The following is a 20,392-nucleotide window of genomic DNA, read 5'->3' as shown; positions in this document are numbered from 1 at the left end:
ATTGCGCTGACAGCCTAGGCCCCGGTTTTCGCCACCCCGTCAGTCCCAGCAAAGGGCGTCAGCTTTGTTGTTTCCTTCGATGTCGTCCGCGATCCCGGTAGGTGCGCTGGTAGGATGGATGCTGCTTCTCACCGTGAAGCACGTCATTGCCGACTTCATGCTGCAAACTTCCTGGATGGCGATCGGCAAGGATCAAAAGACCGGCTGGGCGCTGCCGCTACTCGCGCATTGTCTCGTGCATCTCGGGGTATCGTTGGCGCTGATTCTGATCGTCGCGCCGCGATTCTGGTTCGTCGCCTTTGTCGACTTCGCCATTCACATCACCGTCGATCGCATCAAGGGGATCATTGCTTCCCGGTACGGGGTGACGCTGGAGAATGAGCACCCGTGGTTCTGGACGCTGATCGGCGTCGATCAGGCGCTGCACCATCTCACCGGTTTCGGCCTGGCGATCTTCATGGCGGCGAACTGATTCCGCGGCCGGCGGCATCGGCGCGCTTGTTTCAATCCTGCTTCGGTATCGGAAGGCGCGCGTCCGCTCTGGTGCGAATCATGTTCCGATTCCGATTCGGGTGTGGCTGACAAGCCACCCGGAACACTACTGATACGCGTGGTTAACCTTTCATTAGAGTATTGCACTGCATCTTCCGCAAAGGGAGAACCCGCAATGTTTTCAAGCCGCGACGCCTTCGAGAACGATTTCTGTCCGGTCCGGGACGAGCTGCTTGGCGAGATGTATCGCGCCAATGCCAACGGCCTGCCGCTCTTGGTCGACAGCGTTTCGTCCGAGGTCCGCGCCATGCTGGCGCTATTCTGCTACCGCCGCAGCCACCTCCACGCGCTGGCCGTTGCGATTGCAGCAAGCTGTATCGAACGCGAGCTGGTCCATTTCGGTGGCCGGGTCGGTTCCACGCTTTATGCGCTGTCGCGCGAACCAGCCGCGCGTTCCGCCTCGTCGTCATCCCACGGCGGCCGCAAGCCGATCACTCTCTCGACAAAACCGCTCTCGACCTTCAAGCCGATCGAGGACGAGATCGACGACGAAGATTTTGCCGAAGCAGTGACGGCGTAACGCAGCCATTGTAGCCCGGGTGAAGCGCAGCGTAACCCGGGACTCTCTCACAACCGGCTAAAGCGGCCAAGGATTGCGCTTCGCTTCATCCGGGCTACCGCTCACGCCAGTACCGGCAATCCGTGCCGCTTTCGTGCCATCGCGCATTCGGCATCGCCGGGCATGCAGGTGCGGCACACTTCGGGCCGTATCGCGTAGATCAGGCACGACGTCGCCTCGCCGACCTTGCCTGACAGCGCCGAACAGCGGTCGCCGTCGCAGCGCATTCCCGACAGTCTTTCGTTGACGAATCCTTCTGGGATCAGATCGAGCGCTGCATCGTCCTCGGTAGTAAAACGCGGCCAGTTTTGCGAGTAGCTGCAGCAGGCGCCGCAGGCCTGGCAGGGGCTTTGGTGATCGGCGGCGATTCGATGCATGCTCCGCGTTTAACCCCAAATCACGGCCGCGGCCAGCTACCTGGCGTCACGTAGCCATTCTAGGTGTCCTTGCTAGGTGTCCTTGGGCGCTTCCCAGACCAGGCTGCGTCGCCATTTTGCGCGCAGGATGTCACGGCGTTCCGGGTATTTTTCGTCGTGATAGACCGCTTCGACCACGCGGTCGGTGCGGAAACTGCGGAAATCCTTGCGCAGCTCGCACCACGCCGCGAGTATCCGCACCGCCTCGTGATAGCCGACCGCGATCGGCCAGATGGTGCGCTGGCTGTCGCGGCCATGCTCGTCGCGATAGTTCAGCGTTATTTTCTTGCCTTCGTGGATCTGCGTCCGCGTCCGCACCATGTCGATACGGTCGGGCTCCCGGTTCCATGCCCGCCGGGCGCGGCTGGCAGGCTCCAGCACGAATGGCCGCAGGCGCTCAGGCACGGTTTCGGCGACCTTGGCCATCAGGTCCTGCGCGGCGCGCGCCAGCGTGGGATCGGCATGGCCGACCACCCATTGCGCGCCAAGCACGCAGGCCTCGATTTCATCAGGGGTGAGCATCAAGGGCGGCAGGTCGAATCCCTTTTCCAGGATGTAGCCCACGCCGGCTTCGCCGCGGATCGGCACGCGCTGTTCGATCAGGGTCGTGATGTCGCGGTAGATGGTCCGCTTCGAGGTTTCCAGCTCGGCCGCAATCGCGTCCGCCGTCATCGGCTTCCGGGTGCGCCGAAGCACCTGAATGATCTGGAACAACCGGTCGGCCCGTCGCATGGCTCGTCTCTTTTCTGAAAGCACTTGCCCGATGCTGACAGCATGTTGGCAGCAGGGGGTGGGTATATCGGGACAACACCTCAAGTGAAGGGAATTTGTCCATGACGATTTTCAGCGAATTCGGCTTCCGGGGAAGCCGCGGACCTCTCGCGAATGCCCAGGGATTTGCATTGGAACAGCTTGTTTCAATCCACTGCGTCACGTCAGATCTGCGCTGGGCGATGGTTGAACTGGCGTGGCGTTCATTCACCGCAATGTTCGCCTTTGCGCAAGGGCAGCTTGTCTCGTGGGTGCGCAGGGCCCGCACGCCGCGGGCCGAGGAGGGCCGCGGCGGGCATTGTTGCTGCTGACACCATGGTGGCAGCAGGGGGGCGCTAGCCTCGGGCACGTTTTTAGGAGATCGGGAGACCAGCATGATTACCCTCTATGGCTTCGGCGCCGGTTTCGGCCTGCCGGAGATCAGCCCCTTTGTGACCAAAACCGAGGTCCAGCTGAAGATGGCCGGTCTTGCCTATCGCAAGGAGAAGGCCAAGCCGCCGGCCTCGCCGAAGGGGCAGTTGCCCTACATCGTCGATGAGGCCGAGACGATTGCTGATTCCACCTTCATTCGTGCGCATCTGGAAGCCAAATACGGTTTCGATTTCGACGCCCCGCTCAGCCTGCAGGCGCGGGCGCAGGCCTGGGCCTTCGAGCGGATGATCGAGCACCATGTCTATTGGGCGCTGGTCGGCGCGCGCTGGGTCGATGGCGACAATTTTGCCAAGGGCCCTGCGCATTTCTTCGACAGCGCGCCCGCCCATCTGCGTGAGAAGATGCGCGAGGACGCGCAATTTCGCGTCGCCGAGAATTACCTGCTCAGCGGCCTCGGCCGCCATGCCCCGGAGGAGGACGTCGATCTCGCCGTTCGATCGCTGTTTGCGCTGTCGGTGCAGCTTGGCGACAAGCCATTTCTGATGGGCGAAACGCCATGCGGCATGGACGCCACCGCCTTCGGCGCGCTCGCCGGAATCCTGACGCCGTTCTTCGAGTCGGAGCTGCGGCAGCGGACGGAGCAGTTCGCCAATCTCACCGCCTATGTCGACCGGATGATGCTGCTGTATTATCCGGAATTCGCCTGGACGACGGTGCAGCAAGCCGCCTGACTACGGCGTCGCCGGTGTCGACTGGCCCTGCAATGCGGCCAGTTCCGCTTCGAGTTCGGCGATGCGGGCGTCGCGCACTGCGAGGGCCTGGGCGACATCCGCGGCGTCGAATTTTTGCGGGATATGCTGCGGGCAATTGGTGTCCCACGCCGAAATCCGAAACAGGATGACCTGCTCGGGCCGCGCCTTGTAGCCTTGCGGCATCAGCGATTTCGTCAGAGCGGGATCGTCCTCCACGACACGCGCCTCGCCCCAGATTTTCACGCGGCGGCGATGCGCATAGTCCATCACGAAAATATGCGCTCTTGGATTCTCCGAGAGGTTGCCTTGGGTGATGTATTGCCGGTTGCCGCTGTAATCGGCAAACGCGATGGTGTTCTTGTCGAGAATTTTGACAAAGCCCTTCGGCCCGCCGCGGTGCTGGATATAGGGCTGGCCGTCCGCGGCAGCCGTCGCGAGATAGAAGCTGGTGGTTTCAGCGAGGAAGCCGGCGAGATTTTCATCGATCTCGACGCGCCAGCCGCCGCGCTCCTCGACATGGGCATAGGCCTCGCGCGAGCCCTTGCGCGCCTGGATCGCCTTCACCGCCGGGGTGAAGGCGACGTCGCTGGAATAGGTATGAACGTCAGACATCGGAGCCTCCCGGGACCCTTCCCATAATGGGCGCCAAAACGGTCGTCCTTCGGCTCCAAAGATGGACGTTTCCATAACTTAAACAATCTTTGGAATTGACACTTCACTATTGCTGGATATGCAATAGTTCGATGGACCGGATCGATGCCATGCAGGCCTTCGTCGCGGTGGCCGACCTGCGGGGCTTTGCCCCCGCGGCGCGCAAGCTTGGCCTGTCGCCTTCGGGCGTCACGCGGCTGATTGCGGCGCTGGAGGATCGTCTCGGCGCGCGATTGTTGCAGCGAACCACACGGCAGGTGACGCTGACCGACGCTGGCTCACGCTACCTGGAACGCGCGCGGCGGATTTTGGCCGATGTCGAGGAAGCCGAGGACGCCGTCGAGGGCGAGCGCACGCGGCCGGAGGGGCAACTCGTCATCTCGGCGCCGGTCGGGTTCGGCCGGCTGCACGTCAGTGGAATCGTGACCGCCTACCTGAAGCGCTATGGCGACGTCGGCGTCGACCTCCGTTTGTCCGACCGCATGATCAACCTCGTCGAAGATGGCGTCGATCTCGCGGTCCGGATCGGCCATCTGCCCGACTCGACGCTGGTGGCGCGCCATGTCGGCGAGATGCGGCGGATCGTGGTGGCCTCGCCTGGATATCTCAGGAAGCGCGGCGAGCCGGGGCGGCCACGGGAGATTCCCGCGCATGACACGATCCAGTTCGGCGCCATGACGGCGGCGCTCGACTGGCGATTCGTCGAGGATGGCCGCGAGATCCGCGTCGCGAGCACGCCGCGCTTCGCCACCAACAGCTCGGATGCGGCGATCCAATATGCGGAAGCAGATGGTGGGCTGACGCGGGTGATGGCCTATCAGGCCGCCGAATCGCTCAAAGCGGGGCGGCTCAGAATCGTATTGGCGTCGTTCGAACAGCCGGCGATGCCGATCCAGATCGTCTATCCGACGTCGCGGCTGCTGTCGGCCAAGGTGCGCACCTTCATCGATCTCGTGACCGAAATGGCCGACTGGCATTTCGGGTAGGTATCGTGCCCCGGACGCAGCGCAGCACCGTGAGCGCGTTTACGCGCGTCTTCGACGCGCTATGGTGGTGCGCTGCAGAGCCGGGGCCCATCTCGGCCCGTGGGTCCCGGCTCTGCGGTGCACCGTCAAGAGACGCTGCACCGCGTCCGGGACACGCAGCCGCTGCTACGTCGGCTCTTTCTTCGGCACCACGCGAAACGTCGCGTTGGCCCGCGCGATCACGACGCCGTCAGCCTTGATAAGACTTTGCGCGAAGCAGATCGTTCTGCCGGTTTTGACGACGTCGCTCTCGACCGCGAGCCATTGCCCGACTTCGGCGGTACCGACGAAATCGACCGCGAGCCCGATCGTCACCAGCGAGGACACCCCGCCCATGACGTGGGCGCAGCTATGGCCCATGGCGTTGTCGGCAAGCGCGGCGATCAATCCACCGTGAATCAGGCCGCGGCCGTTGGTGTGCGGTTTCGCAAGACGCAGCCCGATGATCACGGCCTTGTCGGTCCGCCTCGAGTAAAGCGGCTCCCAGGGATCGGTGAGTGGGCTCTTGCGGGTGTGGCGTTCGAAACCTGCGGGGATATCGGTGGCTGTCATGTGTAGCTCACGTGGTGACGGTGTCTTTCGTCATTGAACGCTATCCGCGTGTGCAGTGCACCGCCTACAAAGTTTTAAACGGGATTCGCGGGGGTGTTTGAAAGGCGCTGGCTCCTAATGGCGTAGCCCGGATGGAGCGAAGCGCAATCCGGGAAAACGGTATCAATCGGAGGAAAGGCCCCGGATTGCGCTCCGCTCCATCCGGGCTACGGTTCGTTGCCGCCGCAATGACGCGAAAGAACCTAAAACGGCAACCCCACATAGTTCTCCGACAGCGACGCCGAAGCTGCCTTCGAACTGACGAGATAATCCAGTTCCGCAAGCTGGATGCGGGCGCCGAATTCGCCTTCGTCGGGGAATTTGTGCAGCATCGAGGTCATCCACCAGGAGAAGCGCACCGCCTTCCAGACCCGCGCCAGCGCGCGTCCCGAATAGCCGTCGATGCCGGCGGAGGATTTCTCGTCGTAATATTCGCGGAACGCATGCGAGAGATAATGCACGTCGCTGGCCGCGAGGTTCAGCCCCTTGGCGCCGGTCGGCGGCACGATGTGGGAGGCGTCGCCGGCCAAAAACATCCGGCCGAAACGCATCGGCTCGGCGACGAAGCTGCGGAGCGGCGCGATGCTCTTTTCGATCGAAGGGCCGGTGACGAGTTCGTCCGCCGCCTTCTGGTCGATCCGGCGCTTCAGTTCGTCCCAGAAGCGCTCGTCCGGCCACTGCGCGATATCGTCGTCGAGCGGGCATTGCACATAATAGCGGCTGCGCCGCGTCGAGCGCATGGTGCAGAGCGCAAATCCCCGCGCGTGGTTGGAATAGATCAGTTCGGGGCTAACCGGCGGGGTTTCCGACAGGATGCCGAGCCAGCCGAACGGATAGATCCGCTCGTAGGTCTGGATCGCCGAGGGCTTTACGCTGGCGCGGCTGACGCCGTGGAAACCGTCGCAGCCGGCGATGAAGTCGCATTCGATCTCGTGAATGACCCCGTCCTTGACATAGCTGACGCGCGGGCGGTCGGTATCGAAATCGAGCGGTTTGACGTCGGCGGCCTGGTAGACCGTGGTGAGGCCGGCCGCCTTGCGGGCGTTCATCAGGTCGAGCGTCACTTCGGTCTGGCCGTAGATCATGACGGTCTTGCCGGTGGCGCCGTACATATCGATGCGGTGGCGAGCGCCGCCGAACGCGAGTTCGACGCCATGGTGGACCAGCCCCTCGCGATGGGCGCGCGCGCCGGCGCCGACCTCGTCGAGCAGCGCCACCGTGCCTTCCTCGAGCAGGCCGGCGCGGATGCGGCCGAGCACATATTCGCCCGTCTGGCGCTCGAGAATGATGTTTTCGATGCCGTAAAGGTGTAATAGTTGCCCAAGCAACAATCCTGCCGGACCTGCACCTATGATTGCTACTTTTGTCCTCAATCCTGGCTCCCCGATTGCTGTAGTCTGCAGGTCGGTAGCCCGCGGACTTGCCGTGATGATTATATCATATAACAGTCTTGGCAAAGCGCGTTGGCGCAAAAACCGCGAAGCGCCATTCGCCGCACCGCAAAACGATGCGGCCGGATGTCCGCCTTGAAAACGCGGTCAAGCTAGATAACATGTTAATTAATGGGGCCGCGCACTAAAAGGCCTGTCATGCCAGGGGAGAGAATGTCCATGAGAAAAGCGTTGTTGGCGCTGCTGCTTGCAGCCGGTGTGGCGCCTGCGTTGGCGCAGGAAAAAACCTTCGAGCTGAAACTGTCGCACTGGGTGCCGGCCTCGCACCCGCTGCAGAAGGCGCTGGAAGACTGGGGTGCCGCGGTGGAGAAGGAATCCGGCGGCACCATCAAATACAAGGTCTTTCCCGCCCAGCAGCTCGGCAAGGCATTCGACCATTACGACATGGCGCGCGACGGCATCGCCGACATCACCTATGTCAATCCGGGCTATCAGCCGGGACGTTTCCCGATCATCGGCGCTGGCGAATTGCCGTTCCTGATGTCGGACGCCAAGGGCGGCTCGATGGCGCTCGACGCCTGGTACCGGAAGTACGCTGAGAAGGAGATGAAGGACGTCAAGTTCTGCCTCGCCTTCATCCATTCGCCCTCGACGTTCCACTCCCGCACCAAGAAAATCGTCACGCCCGATGACGTCAAGGGCATGAAGATCCGTCCTGCCCACGCCACCATGGCCAATTTCGTCACCCAGCTTGGCGGCACCAACGTGCAATCGTCGGCGCCTGAGGTCCGTGACATCATCGAACGTGGTGTAGCTGACGCCGTCACCTTCCCATGGGGCTCGGTGGTGCTGTTCGGCATCGACAAGGTCACGAAGTATCACATCGAAGCGCCGATCTACGTCACGACCTTCGCCTTCGTGATGAACAAGGACAAATACAATCAGATGTCCGACAAGCAAAAGAAGGCGATCGACAACAACTGCAACACGGAAGCCGCGGGCCGCGTCGGCGAACCCTGGGGCAAGTACGAGGACGGCGGCGTCGAGAAGATAAAGGCGATGTCGGGTCACGAGGTCTACAAGCTCACACCCGAGCAGGCCGCGCAGTGGAAGAAGGCGGCCGAACCGCTGGTCAAGACCTGGGGCGAGGGCGTCAAGAAGAACGGCGGCGACGCGGACGCAGCGCTGGCTGAACTCAAGGCTTCGCTCACCAAGTACAACGCGCTCGCGCAGTAGAAACGCATACGCTTTTGCCGGCGGCAGGAGTTCTCCTGCCGCCGTCTTCCCCCTGCCATTGCCAGCCGTTCGGAGCGGACATGAATCGCGCGTGGATGGATCGTTTCATCGACACGATCGAGTGGATCGCCGCCGGCTTTGTCGGCATCGTGGCGCTCAACATCTTCATCGGCGTCCTGCTGCGCAACACGCTCAACTATGCGATCCCGGATTCCTTCGACATCGGGCGCATGCTGCTCGGCATCCTGATCTTCTGGGGCATCGCCGCCACCAGCTACCGCGGCGGCCACATCACGGTCGACCTGATCTGGGCCAATGTCGGTCCAAAGTACCAGCGCATGATCGACGTGTTCGCGACGCTGGTCTTGCTGTTCGTCGTGACGGCGCAGACCTATACTTTGTTCGACAAGGTGCGCGGTACCTACAACGACAACGTGCTCACCTTCGACATGCATATGCCGACCTGGCCGTTCTTCGCCATCGCCTGGGCCGGCGATGGCGCCGCGGTGCTCTTGATCGCGATCCGCACCTACCGGCTGATCTTCCATCCCGAAGATATCCATGATGCCAAAGTGAAGACGGTGGAGTAGGCAGCATGAGCACCGATGCCGTCGCCGTCCTCGGATTTGTCGCGCTGTTTGCGCTGATGCTGCTGCGCGTGCCCGTCGGCATGGCGATGGGCCTCGTCGGCGTCTGCGGCTTCGGTTATCTGGTCGGCTTCGCGCCGGCGCTGAAAATGGTCGGCCAGACCTCGATGCGTACGGTGACCGACTACACTTTCGGCGTGATTCCGATGTTCCTTTTGATGGGGGCGTTCGTCACCAATTCCGGCATGAGCCGTGAGCTGTTTCGCGCCGCCAACGGTTTTGTCGGCCATTTGCGCGGCGGGCTCGGCATTGCAACGGTCGGGGCCTGTGGCGGCTTTGCCGCGATCTGCGGCTCGTCGGTCGCCACCGCCGCGACGTTTTCGGCGGTGGCCTATCCGGAAATGCGGCGCTACGGCTATCCGCAATCCTTTGCCACCGGCGTGATCGCGGCCGGCGGCACGCTGGGCGCCATGCTGCCGCCGTCGACCGTGCTCGCCGTCTACGGCATCATCACCGAGCAGGACATCGGCAAGCTGTTCATCGCCGGCATCATTCCCGGCCTGCTCGCTATTGCGATGTACATGCTTACGATCGCAGTGATCGGCTGGTTTCGGCCGGACTTCCTGCCGACGGGTCCGCAGACCAAATGGCGCGAGCGCTTTGCCGGCCTGAAGAACATCTGGGCGCCGGTGCTGCTGTTTGTTTTCGTCATCGGCGGGCTCTACGGCCTGCCGTTCCTGCCGCGCTTCACGCCCACCGAGGCGGGCGGCGTCGGCGCCACCGGCGCGTTTCTGATCGGCGTGCTCACCGGGCGGCTCGACAAGGAAAAAATCCTGAACTCGCTGCTGCAGGCGACCCGCACCGCAGCTGCGGTGTTCACGGTGCTGATCGGTGCGCTGATCTTCGGCTATTTCCTGACGGTGACGCAGACCCCACAGAAGGTCACAGAACTTCTCACCGGCCTCGGGCTCGGTCCCTACGGCATCCTCGCCCTTATCATGGTGATGTATCTGGTACTCGGTTGCCTGATGGACGCCATGGCGATGATCATCCTCACGGTGCCGATCATCTTTCCGGTCATCATCCATCTCGGCTTCGATCCGATCTGGTTCGGCGTGATCATCGTGATGACGGTCGAACTCGGCCTCATCTCGCCGCCGATCGGCATGAATGTCTTTGTCATCAAGAGCGTCGTCAAGGACGTGTCGTTCTCCACGATCTTCCGCGGCGTGATGCCGTTCGTCGTGACGGACCTGATCCGGCTGGTGATCCTGATCGCATTTCCGATCCTGGCGCTGTGGTTGCCGCAACGCATGGCTGGATAGAGCACGAGATGACCCCGCAGCTTTCGACCAGGTACGTCTTCACCATCACCGCGCGGATCGGCGAGGTAACCTCGGCCGGCGAGATCGGCACCGGCGTGCGCCGGATCATTCCGATCATCGGTGGCGAGGTGCGGGGGGAGGGGATCAACGGCAAGGTCTGCCCCTTCGGCGCCGACTTCCAGATCATCCGGCCGAACGAACTGATCGAGCTTGAGGCGAAATACGCCTTCGAAACCGACGACGGCGCGGTGGTCTATGTCGAGAACAAGGGCCTGCGCTTCGGCCCGGTCGATCTGTTGCAGAAGCTCAAGCGCGGCGAGCCGGTCGACCCGAAACTGATCTATTGCCGCACCGTGCCGCGGTTCGAGACCGGGGCCGCGAAATACCGCTGGCTGATGGAAAACCTGTTCATCGGCTCCGTCGCCCGCCACGCCGACCGCGTCGTCATCGACGTGCATCAGGTGCTGTAGATAGCGACCATTGAGGCTGCGTGCTCCCCGGATGCAGTGCAGCGCGCTCGGGATCGCGCTTCGCGCGATTCCGGCGGTGCACTGCTGGTCCGGGGTCCATGCTGCATAGGTCCCGGCTCTGCGGAGCAGCGTAGATGCGCTGCACCGCGTCCGGGACACGAGCCAGCCTTGTTGACTCTCCTGCCAATGGTTATAGAATATAACTATTCTGCACAGGAAGTAATACAGACCCATGGGAAACGCCTCCTCCGCCGCTGCGGGTCAATCCGACCTGCTCACGATCGAGCAGAAGGGCGCGGTGCTGACCGTGGGCCTCAACCGCCCGGCCAAGCGCAATGCGCTGAACGACGGCATCATCCTGGCGATCCAGGATTGCTTCTCCCATCTTCCTGAAGGCATCGGCGCCGTGGTCATCCATGGCGTCGGCGACCATTTCTCCTCCGGCCTCGATCTGTCCGAACTGACCGAGCACGACGCCACCGAGGGCCTGCGGCACTCCCAGATGTGGCACCGGGTATTCGACCGCATCCAATATAGCCGCGTTCCCGTGATCGCGGCGCTGAAGGGCGCGGTGATCGGCGGGGGCCTGGAGCTGGCCTGCGCGGCGCATATCCGTGTCGCCGAACCATCAGCCTATTTCGCGCTGCCGGAGGGCCAGCGTGGTATCTTCGTCGGCGGCGGCGGGTCGGTGCGGCTGCCGCGGCTGATCGGCGTGGCGCGGATGATCGACATGATGCTCACCGGCCGGGTCTATTCGGCCACTGAAGGCTCGGCCTACGGTTTCTCGCAATACCTCACGGACGCCGGCGGCGCGCTGCCGAAGGCGCTGGAACTGGCTGAGCGAGTCGCTGCGAATGCGCCGCTGACCAATTTCGCCGTGCTGCAGGCGTTGCCGATGATCGCGGAGGCCAATCCGCAGACCGGCCTGCTGATGGAATCCCTGATGGCGACCGTGGCGCAGAGCGACAAAGAGGCAAAGCGCCGCATTCGCGCGTTTCTCGACCACAAGACCGCAAAGGTGAAGCCGACCTGACATGAGCGCCAAGCCCAGCATGTCCGCCTTGACCGATTCAGCCGCGCGCGCCGATCATCCGCTGCGCCCGATCTCGTTCGGCACCCCCGCGGTGCATATCGAGCGCCGCGACGATGGCACTATCTATCTGCGCCCAAAAGCGCAGTTGCGCGACTATCCGGTGCGCATCACCGACCGCCTGCATCATTGGGCCGCGGCCGCGCCCGATCGGATCTTCATGGCCGAGCGGAACGCCGCACGGGGCTGGCGGCAGATCACCTATGCAGAGCTGCTCGCGTCGTCGCGGCACATCGCATCCGCGCTGCTGGCGCGCGGCCTTTCGGCCGCGAAGCCGGTCGTCATTCTCTCCGGCAACTCGGTCGATCATGCATTGATCGCGTTCGGCGCGCTCTATGCCGGGATTCCCTTCTGTCCGGTATCGCCGGCCTATTCGCTGGTGTCGCGGGACTACGGCAAGCTCGGCTATCTGATGAAGCTGTTGACGCCGGGCCTCGTTTTCACCGACGACGCCACGAAATTCGCCGATGCGCTGGCCGCCAACGTGTCCTTCGGCACCGAAATCGCGGCGTCGCGCGGCGCCGTGCCCGGCCGCGACGTCACTGCGCTGGCTGATCTGATGGCTGCGCCGTTGCATCCGCGCCTCGATGCCGTGCACGAGGCCATCGGTCCGGAGACGATCGCAAAGTTCCTGCTGACATCGGGCTCGACGGGTAACCCGAAGGCCGTCATCAATACCCAGCGCATGATCTGCGCCAATCAGGTGATGCTGCGCGAGACCTTGGCGTTTTTGAAGGATGAGCCGCCCGTCATCGTCGACTGGCTGCCATGGAATCATACGTTCGGCGGCAATCACAATATCGGGCTGACGCTGTATAATGGCGGCTCGATGTATCTCGACGAGGGCAAGCCGATGCCCGGCGGCATCGAGGAGACCGTGCGCAATCTCCAGGAGATTTCGCCGACGGTCTATTTCAACGTGCCCAAGGGTTACGAATCGCTGCTGCCCTATCTGCGCGACGATGCAGGCTTGCGGAAGAAATTCTTTGCTCGCCTCCATGCGATGTTCTTCTCGGGCGCGGCGCTGTCCGCCTTTGTCTGGAATAGCCTCGATGAACTTTCGGTGCAGGAAACCGGCTATCGCGTGCCGATGCTGACCGGCCTTGGCGCCACCGAGACGGCGCCGTTCTTCATGTCGGTCAATCCGCTCACCAGCCGCTCCGGCCATGTCGGACTGCCGGTGCTGGGTAATGACGCAAAGCTCGTGCCCAACAACGGCAAGCTGGAGGTTCGCGCCAAAGGACCGAACGTCATGCCGGGCTACTGGCGTCAGCCGGATATGACCGCGAAGGCCTTCGACGAAGAAGGCTTCTACAAAATGGGCGATGCGCTCAAGCCGGCCGACCCTGATAATTTCGACGCCGGCTTCGATTTCGATGGCCGGATCGGCGAAGACTTCAAGCTCGCCAGCGGGACCTGGGTCAGCGTCGGCCCGTTGCGCGCGCGCTTCGTTACGGCCTGTGCGCCCTTGGTGCGTGACGTCGTCATTGCCGGCATCAACCGCGACGAAATATCGGCGCTGGTGGTGCTCGACCTCGATGGCTGCCGCCTGATCAATCCCACGCTTCCATCAGACGACCTGGCCGCCGCGGCTTCCGACCCGCTGATTGTTGCGGCCTTCCGCGAACGCTTCCAGAAGCTGGTGGCTGGCGCCACGGGCTCGTCGACCCGGATCACGCGCGCGGTGCTGCTCGATGCACCGCTGTCGATCGATCGCGGCGAGGTCACCGACAAGGGCTCGATCAACCAGCGCGCGGTGCTGGAAAATCGCAGCGCGCTGATCGAGGAGATTTATTCGCCCGCGCCGCCGGCGCAGGTGATTACGTTGTAGCCGAATTCGCACAAGAGCTTGTCAGGGAGAGCACCATGCAGTTGAAGGATCAGGCCGCCATCGTCACCGGCGGCGCATCGGGATTGGGCGCGGCGACCGCGCGCCGGCTCGCGGCGCAGGGCGCCAAGGTCGCGGTCTGCGATCTCAACGCCAACCTTGCTGAGGCCGTCGCTGCCGAGATCGGCGGCGTCGCCGTGACCTGCGACGTTTCCGACGCGGCCTCGGCGGAAGCCGCAATCGCCAAGGCTGCGGCGGCCCACGGCCCGGCGCGCGTGCTGGTGAACTGCGCCGGCATCGGCGTCGCCAAGCGCGTGATCGGCAAAGATGGTCCGATGGCACTCGGCGACTTCGAGAAGGTGATCAAGGTCAACCTGATCGGCTCCTTCAACATGCTGCGGCTGGCGACGGCAGGCATGTCGAAGCTGGAGCCGCTTGCAACGGGCGAGCGCGGCGTGGTGATCTCTACTGCCTCGGTCGCGGCCTATGACGGCCAGATCGGGCAATCAGCCTATTCGGCCTCGAAGGGCGGCATCGTCGCCATGACGTTGCCGATCGCGCGCGAACTGGCGCAATTCGGCATTCGCGTGCTGACGATCGCGCCGGGCCTATTCCTCACGCCGCTGCTCGCCAACCTGCCGCAGGAAGCGCAGGATTCGCTTGCCGCTTCGATCCCGTTCCCGCGCCGGCTCGGTCAGGCCGATGAGTTTGCCTCGCTGGCGCTGCACATGATCGACAATCCTTACCTGAACGGCGAAGTGGTGCGGCTCGATGCCGCGCTTCGCATGGCGCCGCGCTAGGGATATCCCATGTTCGTCAACCGGCGCGACGTGCAGATCCAGTGGGGCGACTGCGACCCCGCCAACATCGTCTACTACCCGCGTTATTTCGCGATGTTCGACGATTCGACGTCGATCATGTTCGAAGCGGCCGGTTATTCGAAGCAGGACCTCATCCACAAATATGGCCTGGTCGGCATCCCCATGGTGGACACGCGGGCGAAATTCCACATCCCCTCGACCCATGGCGACTGGATCAGAATCGAAAGCCGGATCGAGAGCTTCAAGCGATCCTCTTTCGAGGTGGTCCACAACGTGTTCAAGGGCGAGGCGTTGGCGATCGAGGCGTTCGAGACCCGCGTGCTGGTCGGCAAGCATCCGGACGATCCCGCGAAGCTCAAATCGGCCCCGATGCCGCAGGAGATCATCGAGCGGTTCATGCGGGGCTGACTTAGGCCTGCGCATGACCTAAAGAAGGGGCTGAATAGTCCACGAGACTTTGCTTAAAACGATAAATAGATAATCCAAGGGAGGAATGAATGAAGAAAACTTTTCTGTCCGCGGCGTCTGTTGTGGCGGCGCTGGCGCTAACTGGCTTGCCAGCCACGGCGCAGACCAACGAGATTGTCGTCGGCATTTCCATCACCACGACGGGTCCCGCCGCGGCGCTCGGCATTCCCGAGCGCAACTCGCTCGATTTCGTGCCGAAGGAAATCGGCGGTGTGCCGATCAAGATCATCACGCTCGACGACGGCGGCGATCCGACTACCGCTACCACCAACACGCGGCGGTTCGTCACCGAATCCAAGGCCGACATCATCATGGGCTCCTCGACGACGCCCTCGACGGTCGCGGTCTCTACCGTGGCGAACGAGGCCGGCATTCCCCATATCGGCCTCGCGCCGTTCCCGATCAACGAAGCGCGCATCAAGTGGTCGGTCGCCATGCCGCAGCCGATTCCGATCATGGGCAAGGTGCTCTACGAGCACATGAAGGCGCACGGCATCAAGTCCGTCGGCTATATCGGCTACTCCGATTCCTACGGTGACCTCTGGTTCAACGATTTCAAGAACCAGGCGATTCCGATGGGAATGACGCTCGCCACCGAAGAGCGCTTCGCGCGTCCGGATACGTCGGTGGCAGGCCAGGTGCTGAAGCTGGTCGCCGCCAATCCCGATGCGATCCTGGTCGGCGCCTCCGGCACCGCCGCGGCGCTGCCGCAGACCACGCTGCGCGAGCGCGGCTACAAGGGCCTGATCTACCAGACCCACGGCGCCGCCAGCATGGACTTCATCCGCATCGCAGGTGCGGCGGCTGAAGGCGTGATCATGGCCTCAGGTCCGGTGATGTCGCCGGAAACCCAGCCCGACAGCGCGCTGACCAAGAAGCCGGGGCTTGCGCTCAACACCGCCTATGAAGCCAAGTATGGCGCCAACAGCCGCAGCCAGTTCGCCGGCCATTCCTACGACGCGTTCGAAGTGCTCAAGCGCGTGGTGCCGGTGGCGCTGAAGAAGGCCAAGCCGGGAACGCCGGAATTCCGCGAGGCGATCCGCCAGGCGCTGCTCACGGAGAAGGAAATCGCGGCCAGCCAGGGCGTCTACAACTTCACCGAAAAAGATCGCTACGGCCTCGACGACCGCTCGCGCATCATTTTGACGGTAAAGGACGGCAAATACGTCCCGGCGAAGTGAGGGCGGGCGTCACGCGAGACTTCGAGAGTTCAGGAACGGGCGCGGTCAATCTAGACCGCGCTCGCGCCCTCGTGCTGGAAGCCGAGATAGCTCGCCGCGACCCGCTGGTTGCTGGCGATATCCTTTGCCGGTCCGGACAGGATGAATTCGCCGAGCTCCATGACGTAAGCGCGGTCGGCGATCTGCAGGGCGGCTTGCGCGTTCTGCTCGACCAGCAGCACCGAGACGCCGGCGGCGCGCAGTTCGCCGATGGTGCGGAAGATGTCGGCGACGATAATCGGGGCGAGGCCGAGGCTCGGTTCGTCCAGCATCAACAGCTTTGGCGCGCCCATCAGGGCGCGGCCCATCGCCAGCATCTGCTGCTCGCCGCCGGAAAGCGTGCCGGCCAATTGCTTGCGCCGCTCCTTCAGCCGCGGAAACAGCGTATAGACGCGCTCGAACGATCTTGCGGCCGTGGCCTTCGGAATCCGGAACGCGCCGAGTTGCAGATTGTCCTCGACATTCATGGTGCCGAACAATTCGCGGTGCTCGGGCACGAGACACAAGCCCGCCGCGACGCGATCCTCGATGTCGAGCGGAGCCATGTCGTCGCCCGCGAACGCTGCACCACCCCTGAGCGGCAGCACGCCCATGATGGCGTTCAGCAGCGTGGTCTTGCCGGCGCCGTTGGCGCCGATGATGGTGACGATTTCGTTGTCGGCGACGTCGAGCGAAACCGAACGCACGGCTTCGACCTTGCCGTAGGAAACATGGGCGTCGGAGACCGATAACAGCGCGCTCATGCGGTAGCTCCGAGATAGGCCTTGATCACATCGGGATTGGTCTTGATCGCGGCCGGCGTGCCCTCGGCGATCTTGGTGCCGAAATCCAGCACCACGATGCGGTCGGCGAGATCCATCACAAAACCCATGTCGTGCTCGACCAGCAGCACCGACATGCCGCCGTCGCGCAACTGCCGCAGGAGTGCGGCGAGCCGCTGCTTCTCCATGTGACGCAGTCCGGCGGCCGGCTCGTCGAGCAGCAGCAGCAATGGATCGACGCATAGCGCGCGGGCGATTTCGACGATGCGCTGCTGGCCGAGCGACAGGCTTCCCGCCAGCTGATCGATCTGGTCGCCGAGGCCGACGCGCTCGATCTGCCGCGCGGCTTCCGCGAGCAGTTTCGCCTCATCGGCGCGGTCCAGCCGGAACATGCTGGCGATCGCGCCGGAAGACCCGCGCAGGTGCGCGCCGATCGCGACGTTCTCCAGCACGGTCATGTCGGGCACCAGCTTGACGTGCTGGAAGGTGCGCGCAACGCCGAGTTTTACCACCTCCTGCGGCGGCGCGTTGTCGACCTTGCGGCCGAGTACCGAGATGGTGCCGCCGGTCGTGGTCAGCACGCCCGTGATCAGGTTGAAGGTCGTGCTCTTGCCGGCGCCGTTGGGCCCGATCAGGGCGACGATCTCGCGGGCCTGGACGTCGAAGGAAACGTCGTTGACGGCAATCACGCCGCCGAATTGCTTGCGCGCTTTCTCGATCTGCAGCAGCGCAGCAGCAGAGGCCGGTGCGCGCTCGCGCTTGGCAAGGAGAAGCGACGTATCGGGCATCTTGCGGGCCGGCTTGATCGGCAGACGCGCCATCAGCCAGGGCCAGACGCCGGTCGGGGCCAGTTGCAGCAGCACGACCAGCAGGATGCCGAACACGATGGTCTCGAGCTGGCTCTGACCGCCAAAGATATAGGGCAGGTAGCTCTGCAGGATCTCCTTGAGGACCACGACGATGCCGGCGCCGAGCACCGCGCCCCAGACATAGCCCGCGCCGCCGACCACGGCGATGAACAGATACTCGATGCCGGCCTGCGCGCCGAACGGCGTCGGGTTGGCGGCGCGCTGGAAATGCGCGTAGAGCCAGCCGGACAGGCCCGCGAGAACCGCCGCATAGATGAACACCAGAAGCTTGGCGCGCGGCGTCTGCACGCCGAACGCTTCGCCGGCGATGTGTCCGCGCCGCAATGCGCGGATGGCGCGGCCGGTGCGGGAGTCCAGAAGGTTCATGGTCAGCAAAGCCGAGATCAATACCGCGATCCAGATCGCGAAATAGATCGTGCCGGGATCGAGCATCCGGAAATTGCCGATCGAGAGTGGGGGAATGCCGGAGATGCCGTCATTGCGGCCGAGGAATTCCAGCTTGCTGAACAGATAGAACAGGCCGATACCCCAGGCGATGGTGCCGAGCGGCAGATAATGGCCCGATAAGCGCACCGTGACGATCCCGAGCAGGACCGCTGCAATGCCGCTGACCAGCAGCGAGAGCGGCAGCGTCAGCCACGGCGAGACGCCATAGGCCGTGGTCAGTACCGCCGTAGTATAGGCGCCGAAGCCGCAAAACGCGGCCTGGCCGAACGAGGTGAGGCCGCCGACGCCGGTGAGCAGCACCAGCCCCATCGCCACCAGGGCGGCGAGGCCAATATTGTTGAGCAGCACGATCCAGAACGGCGGGACGCCCGGAATGAACGGGATCGCCGCCATGACGAGAGCGAAGATGATGAGAGGGGTTCGCTGATTCATCGCCGTCAGTCCTTCTCTTCCTCGACCGCGGGCGCTGCGAGCGAACGCAGCACCAGCACGGGAAGGATCAGCGTAAAGACGATGACCTCCTTGAAGTTGCTGGCGTAGAATGAAGAGAACGCTTCGACGCTGCCGACGATCAAGGCCGCCACCGCGGTCAGCGGATAGCTGACGAGACCACCGATGATCGCGGCAATGAAACCTTTCAGGCCGATCAGGAAGCCGGTGTCGTAATAGAGCGTGGTGATCGGCACGATCAGGATGCCGGAAATCGCCCCGATCAGGGACGCCAGCAGGAAGGCGATCTGTCCCGACAGCGTGGTGCGGATGCCGACGAGGCGCGCGCCGAGCCGGTTGACGGCGGTGGCGCGCAGCGCCTTGCCCATCAGCGTGAAGCCGAAGAACAGCCATAGTGCTATGATGAAGGCGATCGTCAGCCCGTAGACCGCAAGGCTCTGGCCGGTGAAGCGCAACGGACCGATCGTGAGTGCCGCGTTGGACAGCGCTGGGCCGCGCAGGCCTTCGGCGCCGAAGAACACCAGGCCCAGGCCCTGCAGCGCGAGATGGCAGCCGACGGAGGCGATCAGCAGCACCAGCACCGAGGTGTGCGCGATCGGCTGGAACGCGATGCGATAGAGGAACAATCCGATCGCCGCGACGATCAAAAGCGACAGCGCGATGTTGACCGCGATCGGGGTCTTGGGGCCGGCAAGGCCGTAGGTCAGGGCCAGGATAGCGGCCGGCAGGACGATGTTGAAGGCAAAGGCGCGCAACACCCGCTTCAGCCGTAGCGATCGCCGTGCGTCAAACAGGTCGAGGCCGAAGGCGACCACGCCCATGGCGGCCGCCAGCTTCGCGGTGCCCGGCACCTGGCCGGTCGCCAGCATGGCGTAGCTCAGCGCGCCGTAGGTGACGAATTCGCCCTGCGGGATCAGGATGACGCGGGTGACGGCAAACACCAGCACCAGCGCAAGCCCGAGCAGCGCATAGATCGCGCCATTGGTGATGCCGTCCTGCAGCAGGAACAGCATGATCGTCGTGTTCAAGACTGGCGCTCCCCCTAAAAGCGTCGCCGGTCCTGACCTCCTGCGGTCCGCCGGCCGTCCCACATCTCGGCAGTTGAAAGGCGCCGATATTTGATATATTCAATAACAATTATCAAATATAACATCAAGGCCCCGGCCACCGGCCGAGCCTTTTTCGGGTGCGAGCCTCACGCATGACAGTTTCCAAGGCAGCGACCGATGCCGTCAAGCCGTCGCGCAGCAATGGCAAGGAAATTGCGGGCGGCGCTGCGGATGGCGCCGCTGACAATGCCGGGCTGCAACTGGGCGAGCTGGCCGAACTGCTCGGCTATTCGCTCAAGCGTGCACAGCTCAAGGTGTTCGAGGACTTCCTGCGCTGCGTCGCGCCGCTGCAACTGACGCCGGCGCAATTCTCGGTGCTGCTGCTGCTCGACCGGAACCCCGGACGCAACCAGACCGAAATCGCCAACACGCTCGGCATCCTCAGGCCGAACTTCGTCTCCATGCTGGATGCGCTGGAGAGCCGCGGGCTGTGCGCCCGGATGCGCTCGACCAACGACCGCCGCTCGCACATCCTGGTTCTGACCGACAAGGGAAGGGCAGTGCTGGCGCGCGCCAAAAAACTCGTTGCCAGCAAGCACGAGGCGCGGCTCAACGAATTGCTGGGTCCCGCCAACCGCGTCGCCCTGCTCGAAATGCTGTCGAAGATCGCGGCTGAGTTCTGAGCGGCGCG

At 63.5% G+C, this 20,392-nt stretch carries 23 protein-coding genes; 15 read left to right on the top strand and 8 right to left on the bottom strand.

Features of this window, described 5'->3' with window-relative positions; genetic code table 11:
• The first annotated feature begins 118 nt into the window (after nt 1-118).
• Both V1279_RS30350 and V1279_RS30345 read left to right on the top strand, forming a co-directional pair.
• Entirely contained in the window at nt 119-472 is a 354-nt protein-coding gene (locus tag V1279_RS30350) for a DUF3307 domain-containing protein (protein WP_334443614.1), read from the top strand.
• A gap of 195 nt (nt 473-667) precedes the next feature.
• The gene (locus tag V1279_RS30345) at nt 668-1,072 is read left to right on the top strand and encodes a hypothetical protein (RefSeq protein ID WP_334443611.1); all 405 of its coding nucleotides are present in this window, start codon (nt 668-670) and stop codon (nt 1,070-1,072) included.
• A gap of 101 nt (nt 1,073-1,173) precedes the next feature.
• Here V1279_RS30345 and V1279_RS30340 read toward each other — a convergent pair whose 3' ends face one another.
• Together V1279_RS30340 and V1279_RS30335 are read right to left on the bottom strand one after the other, a co-directional pair.
• On the bottom strand, nt 1,174-1,488 hold the full coding sequence (locus V1279_RS30340) for a YkgJ family cysteine cluster protein (protein WP_334443608.1): 315 nt from the start codon (nt 1,486-1,488) through the stop codon (nt 1,174-1,176).
• A 72-nt stretch (nt 1,489-1,560) separates the two neighbouring features.
• On the bottom strand, nt 1,561-2,259 hold the full coding sequence (locus V1279_RS30335; protein WP_334443605.1) for a helix-turn-helix transcriptional regulator: 699 nt from the start codon (nt 2,257-2,259) through the stop codon (nt 1,561-1,563).
• 101 nt (nt 2,260-2,360) lie between these two features.
• Between V1279_RS30335 and V1279_RS30330 the strand changes: the two genes are divergently transcribed.
• Nucleotides 2,361-2,609, top strand: coding sequence for a hypothetical protein (locus V1279_RS30330; protein ID WP_334443602.1), 249 nt, complete (start codon nt 2,361-2,363; stop codon nt 2,607-2,609).
• A gap of 63 nt (nt 2,610-2,672) precedes the next feature.
• Entirely contained in the window at nt 2,673-3,401 is a 729-nt protein-coding gene (locus tag V1279_RS30325; protein WP_334443599.1) for a glutathione S-transferase family protein, read from the top strand.
• Here the strand turns inward: V1279_RS30325 and V1279_RS30320 are convergent, their stop codons facing one another.
• Nucleotides 3,402-4,034: a pyridoxamine 5'-phosphate oxidase family protein gene (locus V1279_RS30320; protein WP_334443596.1), complete on the bottom strand. Its 633-nt coding sequence runs from the start codon at nt 4,032-4,034 to the stop codon at nt 3,402-3,404.
• A gap of 131 nt (nt 4,035-4,165) precedes the next feature.
• On the opposite strand from V1279_RS30320, the gene V1279_RS30315 reads away from it, so the two are divergent.
• A complete protein-coding gene (locus V1279_RS30315; RefSeq protein ID WP_334443593.1) occupies nt 4,166-5,059 on the top strand; it encodes a LysR family transcriptional regulator in 894 nt (297 codons plus the stop codon).
• Between the two features lie 165 nt (nt 5,060-5,224).
• Here the strand turns inward: V1279_RS30315 and V1279_RS30310 are convergent, their stop codons facing one another.
• Both V1279_RS30310 and pobA read right to left on the bottom strand, forming a co-directional pair.
• Nucleotides 5,225-5,650, bottom strand: a complete 426-nt coding sequence (locus tag V1279_RS30310; RefSeq protein ID WP_334443591.1) for a PaaI family thioesterase — start codon at nt 5,648-5,650, stop codon at nt 5,225-5,227.
• Between the two features lie 242 nt (nt 5,651-5,892).
• Nucleotides 5,893-7,062: a 4-hydroxybenzoate 3-monooxygenase gene (pobA, locus tag V1279_RS30305; protein ID WP_334443589.1), complete on the bottom strand. Its 1,170-nt coding sequence runs from the start codon at nt 7,060-7,062 to the stop codon at nt 5,893-5,895.
• A gap of 237 nt (nt 7,063-7,299) precedes the next feature.
• On the opposite strand from pobA, the gene V1279_RS30300 reads away from it, so the two are divergent.
• From V1279_RS30300 to V1279_RS30260, 9 genes are all read left to right on the top strand, one after another.
• Entirely contained in the window at nt 7,300-8,316 is a 1,017-nt protein-coding gene (locus V1279_RS30300) for a TRAP transporter substrate-binding protein (RefSeq protein WP_334443586.1), read from the top strand.
• Nucleotides 8,317-8,396: 80 nt separating this feature from the next.
• Nucleotides 8,397-8,906, top strand: coding sequence for a TRAP transporter small permease (locus V1279_RS30295; RefSeq protein WP_334443584.1), 510 nt, complete (start codon nt 8,397-8,399; stop codon nt 8,904-8,906).
• 5 nt (nt 8,907-8,911) lie between these two features.
• Entirely contained in the window at nt 8,912-10,228 is a 1,317-nt protein-coding gene (locus V1279_RS30290) for a TRAP transporter large permease (RefSeq protein WP_334443582.1), read from the top strand.
• Between the two features lie 8 nt (nt 10,229-10,236).
• Nucleotides 10,237-10,698, top strand: coding sequence for a DUF3237 domain-containing protein (locus V1279_RS30285; RefSeq protein WP_334443579.1), 462 nt, complete (start codon nt 10,237-10,239; stop codon nt 10,696-10,698).
• 232 nt (nt 10,699-10,930) lie between these two features.
• Nucleotides 10,931-11,731: a crotonase/enoyl-CoA hydratase family protein gene (locus V1279_RS30280; protein WP_334443577.1), complete on the top strand. Its 801-nt coding sequence runs from the start codon at nt 10,931-10,933 to the stop codon at nt 11,729-11,731.
• Between the two features lies 1 nt (nt 11,732).
• Nucleotides 11,733-13,619 carry a feruloyl-CoA synthase gene (locus V1279_RS30275; protein WP_334443575.1) on the top strand — a complete coding sequence of 629 codons (1,887 nt, stop codon included), beginning with the start codon at nt 11,733-11,735 and terminating at the stop codon, nt 13,617-13,619.
• 35 nt (nt 13,620-13,654) lie between these two features.
• A complete protein-coding gene (locus V1279_RS30270; protein WP_334443573.1) occupies nt 13,655-14,416 on the top strand; it encodes an SDR family NAD(P)-dependent oxidoreductase in 762 nt (253 codons plus the stop codon).
• A gap of 9 nt (nt 14,417-14,425) precedes the next feature.
• Nucleotides 14,426-14,845 carry an acyl-CoA thioesterase gene (locus V1279_RS30265; RefSeq protein WP_334443571.1) on the top strand — a complete coding sequence of 140 codons (420 nt, stop codon included), beginning with the start codon at nt 14,426-14,428 and terminating at the stop codon, nt 14,843-14,845.
• 89 nt (nt 14,846-14,934) lie between these two features.
• On the top strand, nt 14,935-16,086 hold the full coding sequence (locus V1279_RS30260) for an ABC transporter substrate-binding protein (RefSeq protein WP_334443568.1): 1,152 nt from the start codon (nt 14,935-14,937) through the stop codon (nt 16,084-16,086).
• Nucleotides 16,087-16,136: 50 nt separating this feature from the next.
• Here the strand turns inward: V1279_RS30260 and V1279_RS30255 are convergent, their stop codons facing one another.
• From V1279_RS30255 to V1279_RS30245, 3 genes are read right to left on the bottom strand one after another with little or no spacing between them, the layout of a single operon-like run.
• On the bottom strand, nt 16,137-16,868 hold the full coding sequence (locus tag V1279_RS30255) for an ABC transporter ATP-binding protein (RefSeq protein ID WP_334443565.1): 732 nt from the start codon (nt 16,866-16,868) through the stop codon (nt 16,137-16,139).
• Nucleotides 16,865-18,634 (bottom strand): branched-chain amino acid ABC transporter ATP-binding protein/permease, encoded by a 1,770-nt coding sequence (locus tag V1279_RS30250; protein WP_334443563.1) that lies wholly within the window; start codon nt 18,632-18,634, stop codon nt 16,865-16,867. The genes V1279_RS30255 and V1279_RS30250 overlap by 4 nt, the downstream gene beginning before the upstream one ends.
• A gap of 5 nt (nt 18,635-18,639) precedes the next feature.
• Nucleotides 18,640-19,680, bottom strand: a complete 1,041-nt coding sequence (locus V1279_RS30245; RefSeq protein ID WP_334443561.1) for a branched-chain amino acid ABC transporter permease — start codon at nt 19,678-19,680, stop codon at nt 18,640-18,642.
• A gap of 173 nt (nt 19,681-19,853) precedes the next feature.
• On the opposite strand from V1279_RS30245, the gene V1279_RS30240 reads away from it, so the two are divergent.
• Nucleotides 19,854-20,384, top strand: coding sequence for a MarR family winged helix-turn-helix transcriptional regulator (locus tag V1279_RS30240; protein ID WP_334443558.1), 531 nt, complete (start codon nt 19,854-19,856; stop codon nt 20,382-20,384).
• Nucleotides 20,385-20,392 lie beyond the last annotated feature (8 nt).

Origin of the sequence: Bradyrhizobium sp. AZCC 1610 (genome assembly GCF_036924515.1) — a bacterium.
Taxonomy (GTDB): domain Bacteria; phylum Pseudomonadota; class Alphaproteobacteria; order Rhizobiales; family Xanthobacteraceae; genus Bradyrhizobium.
The sequence above is the reverse complement of the archived record's forward strand: the minus strand, read 5'-3'. Positions and strand labels throughout refer to the sequence as shown.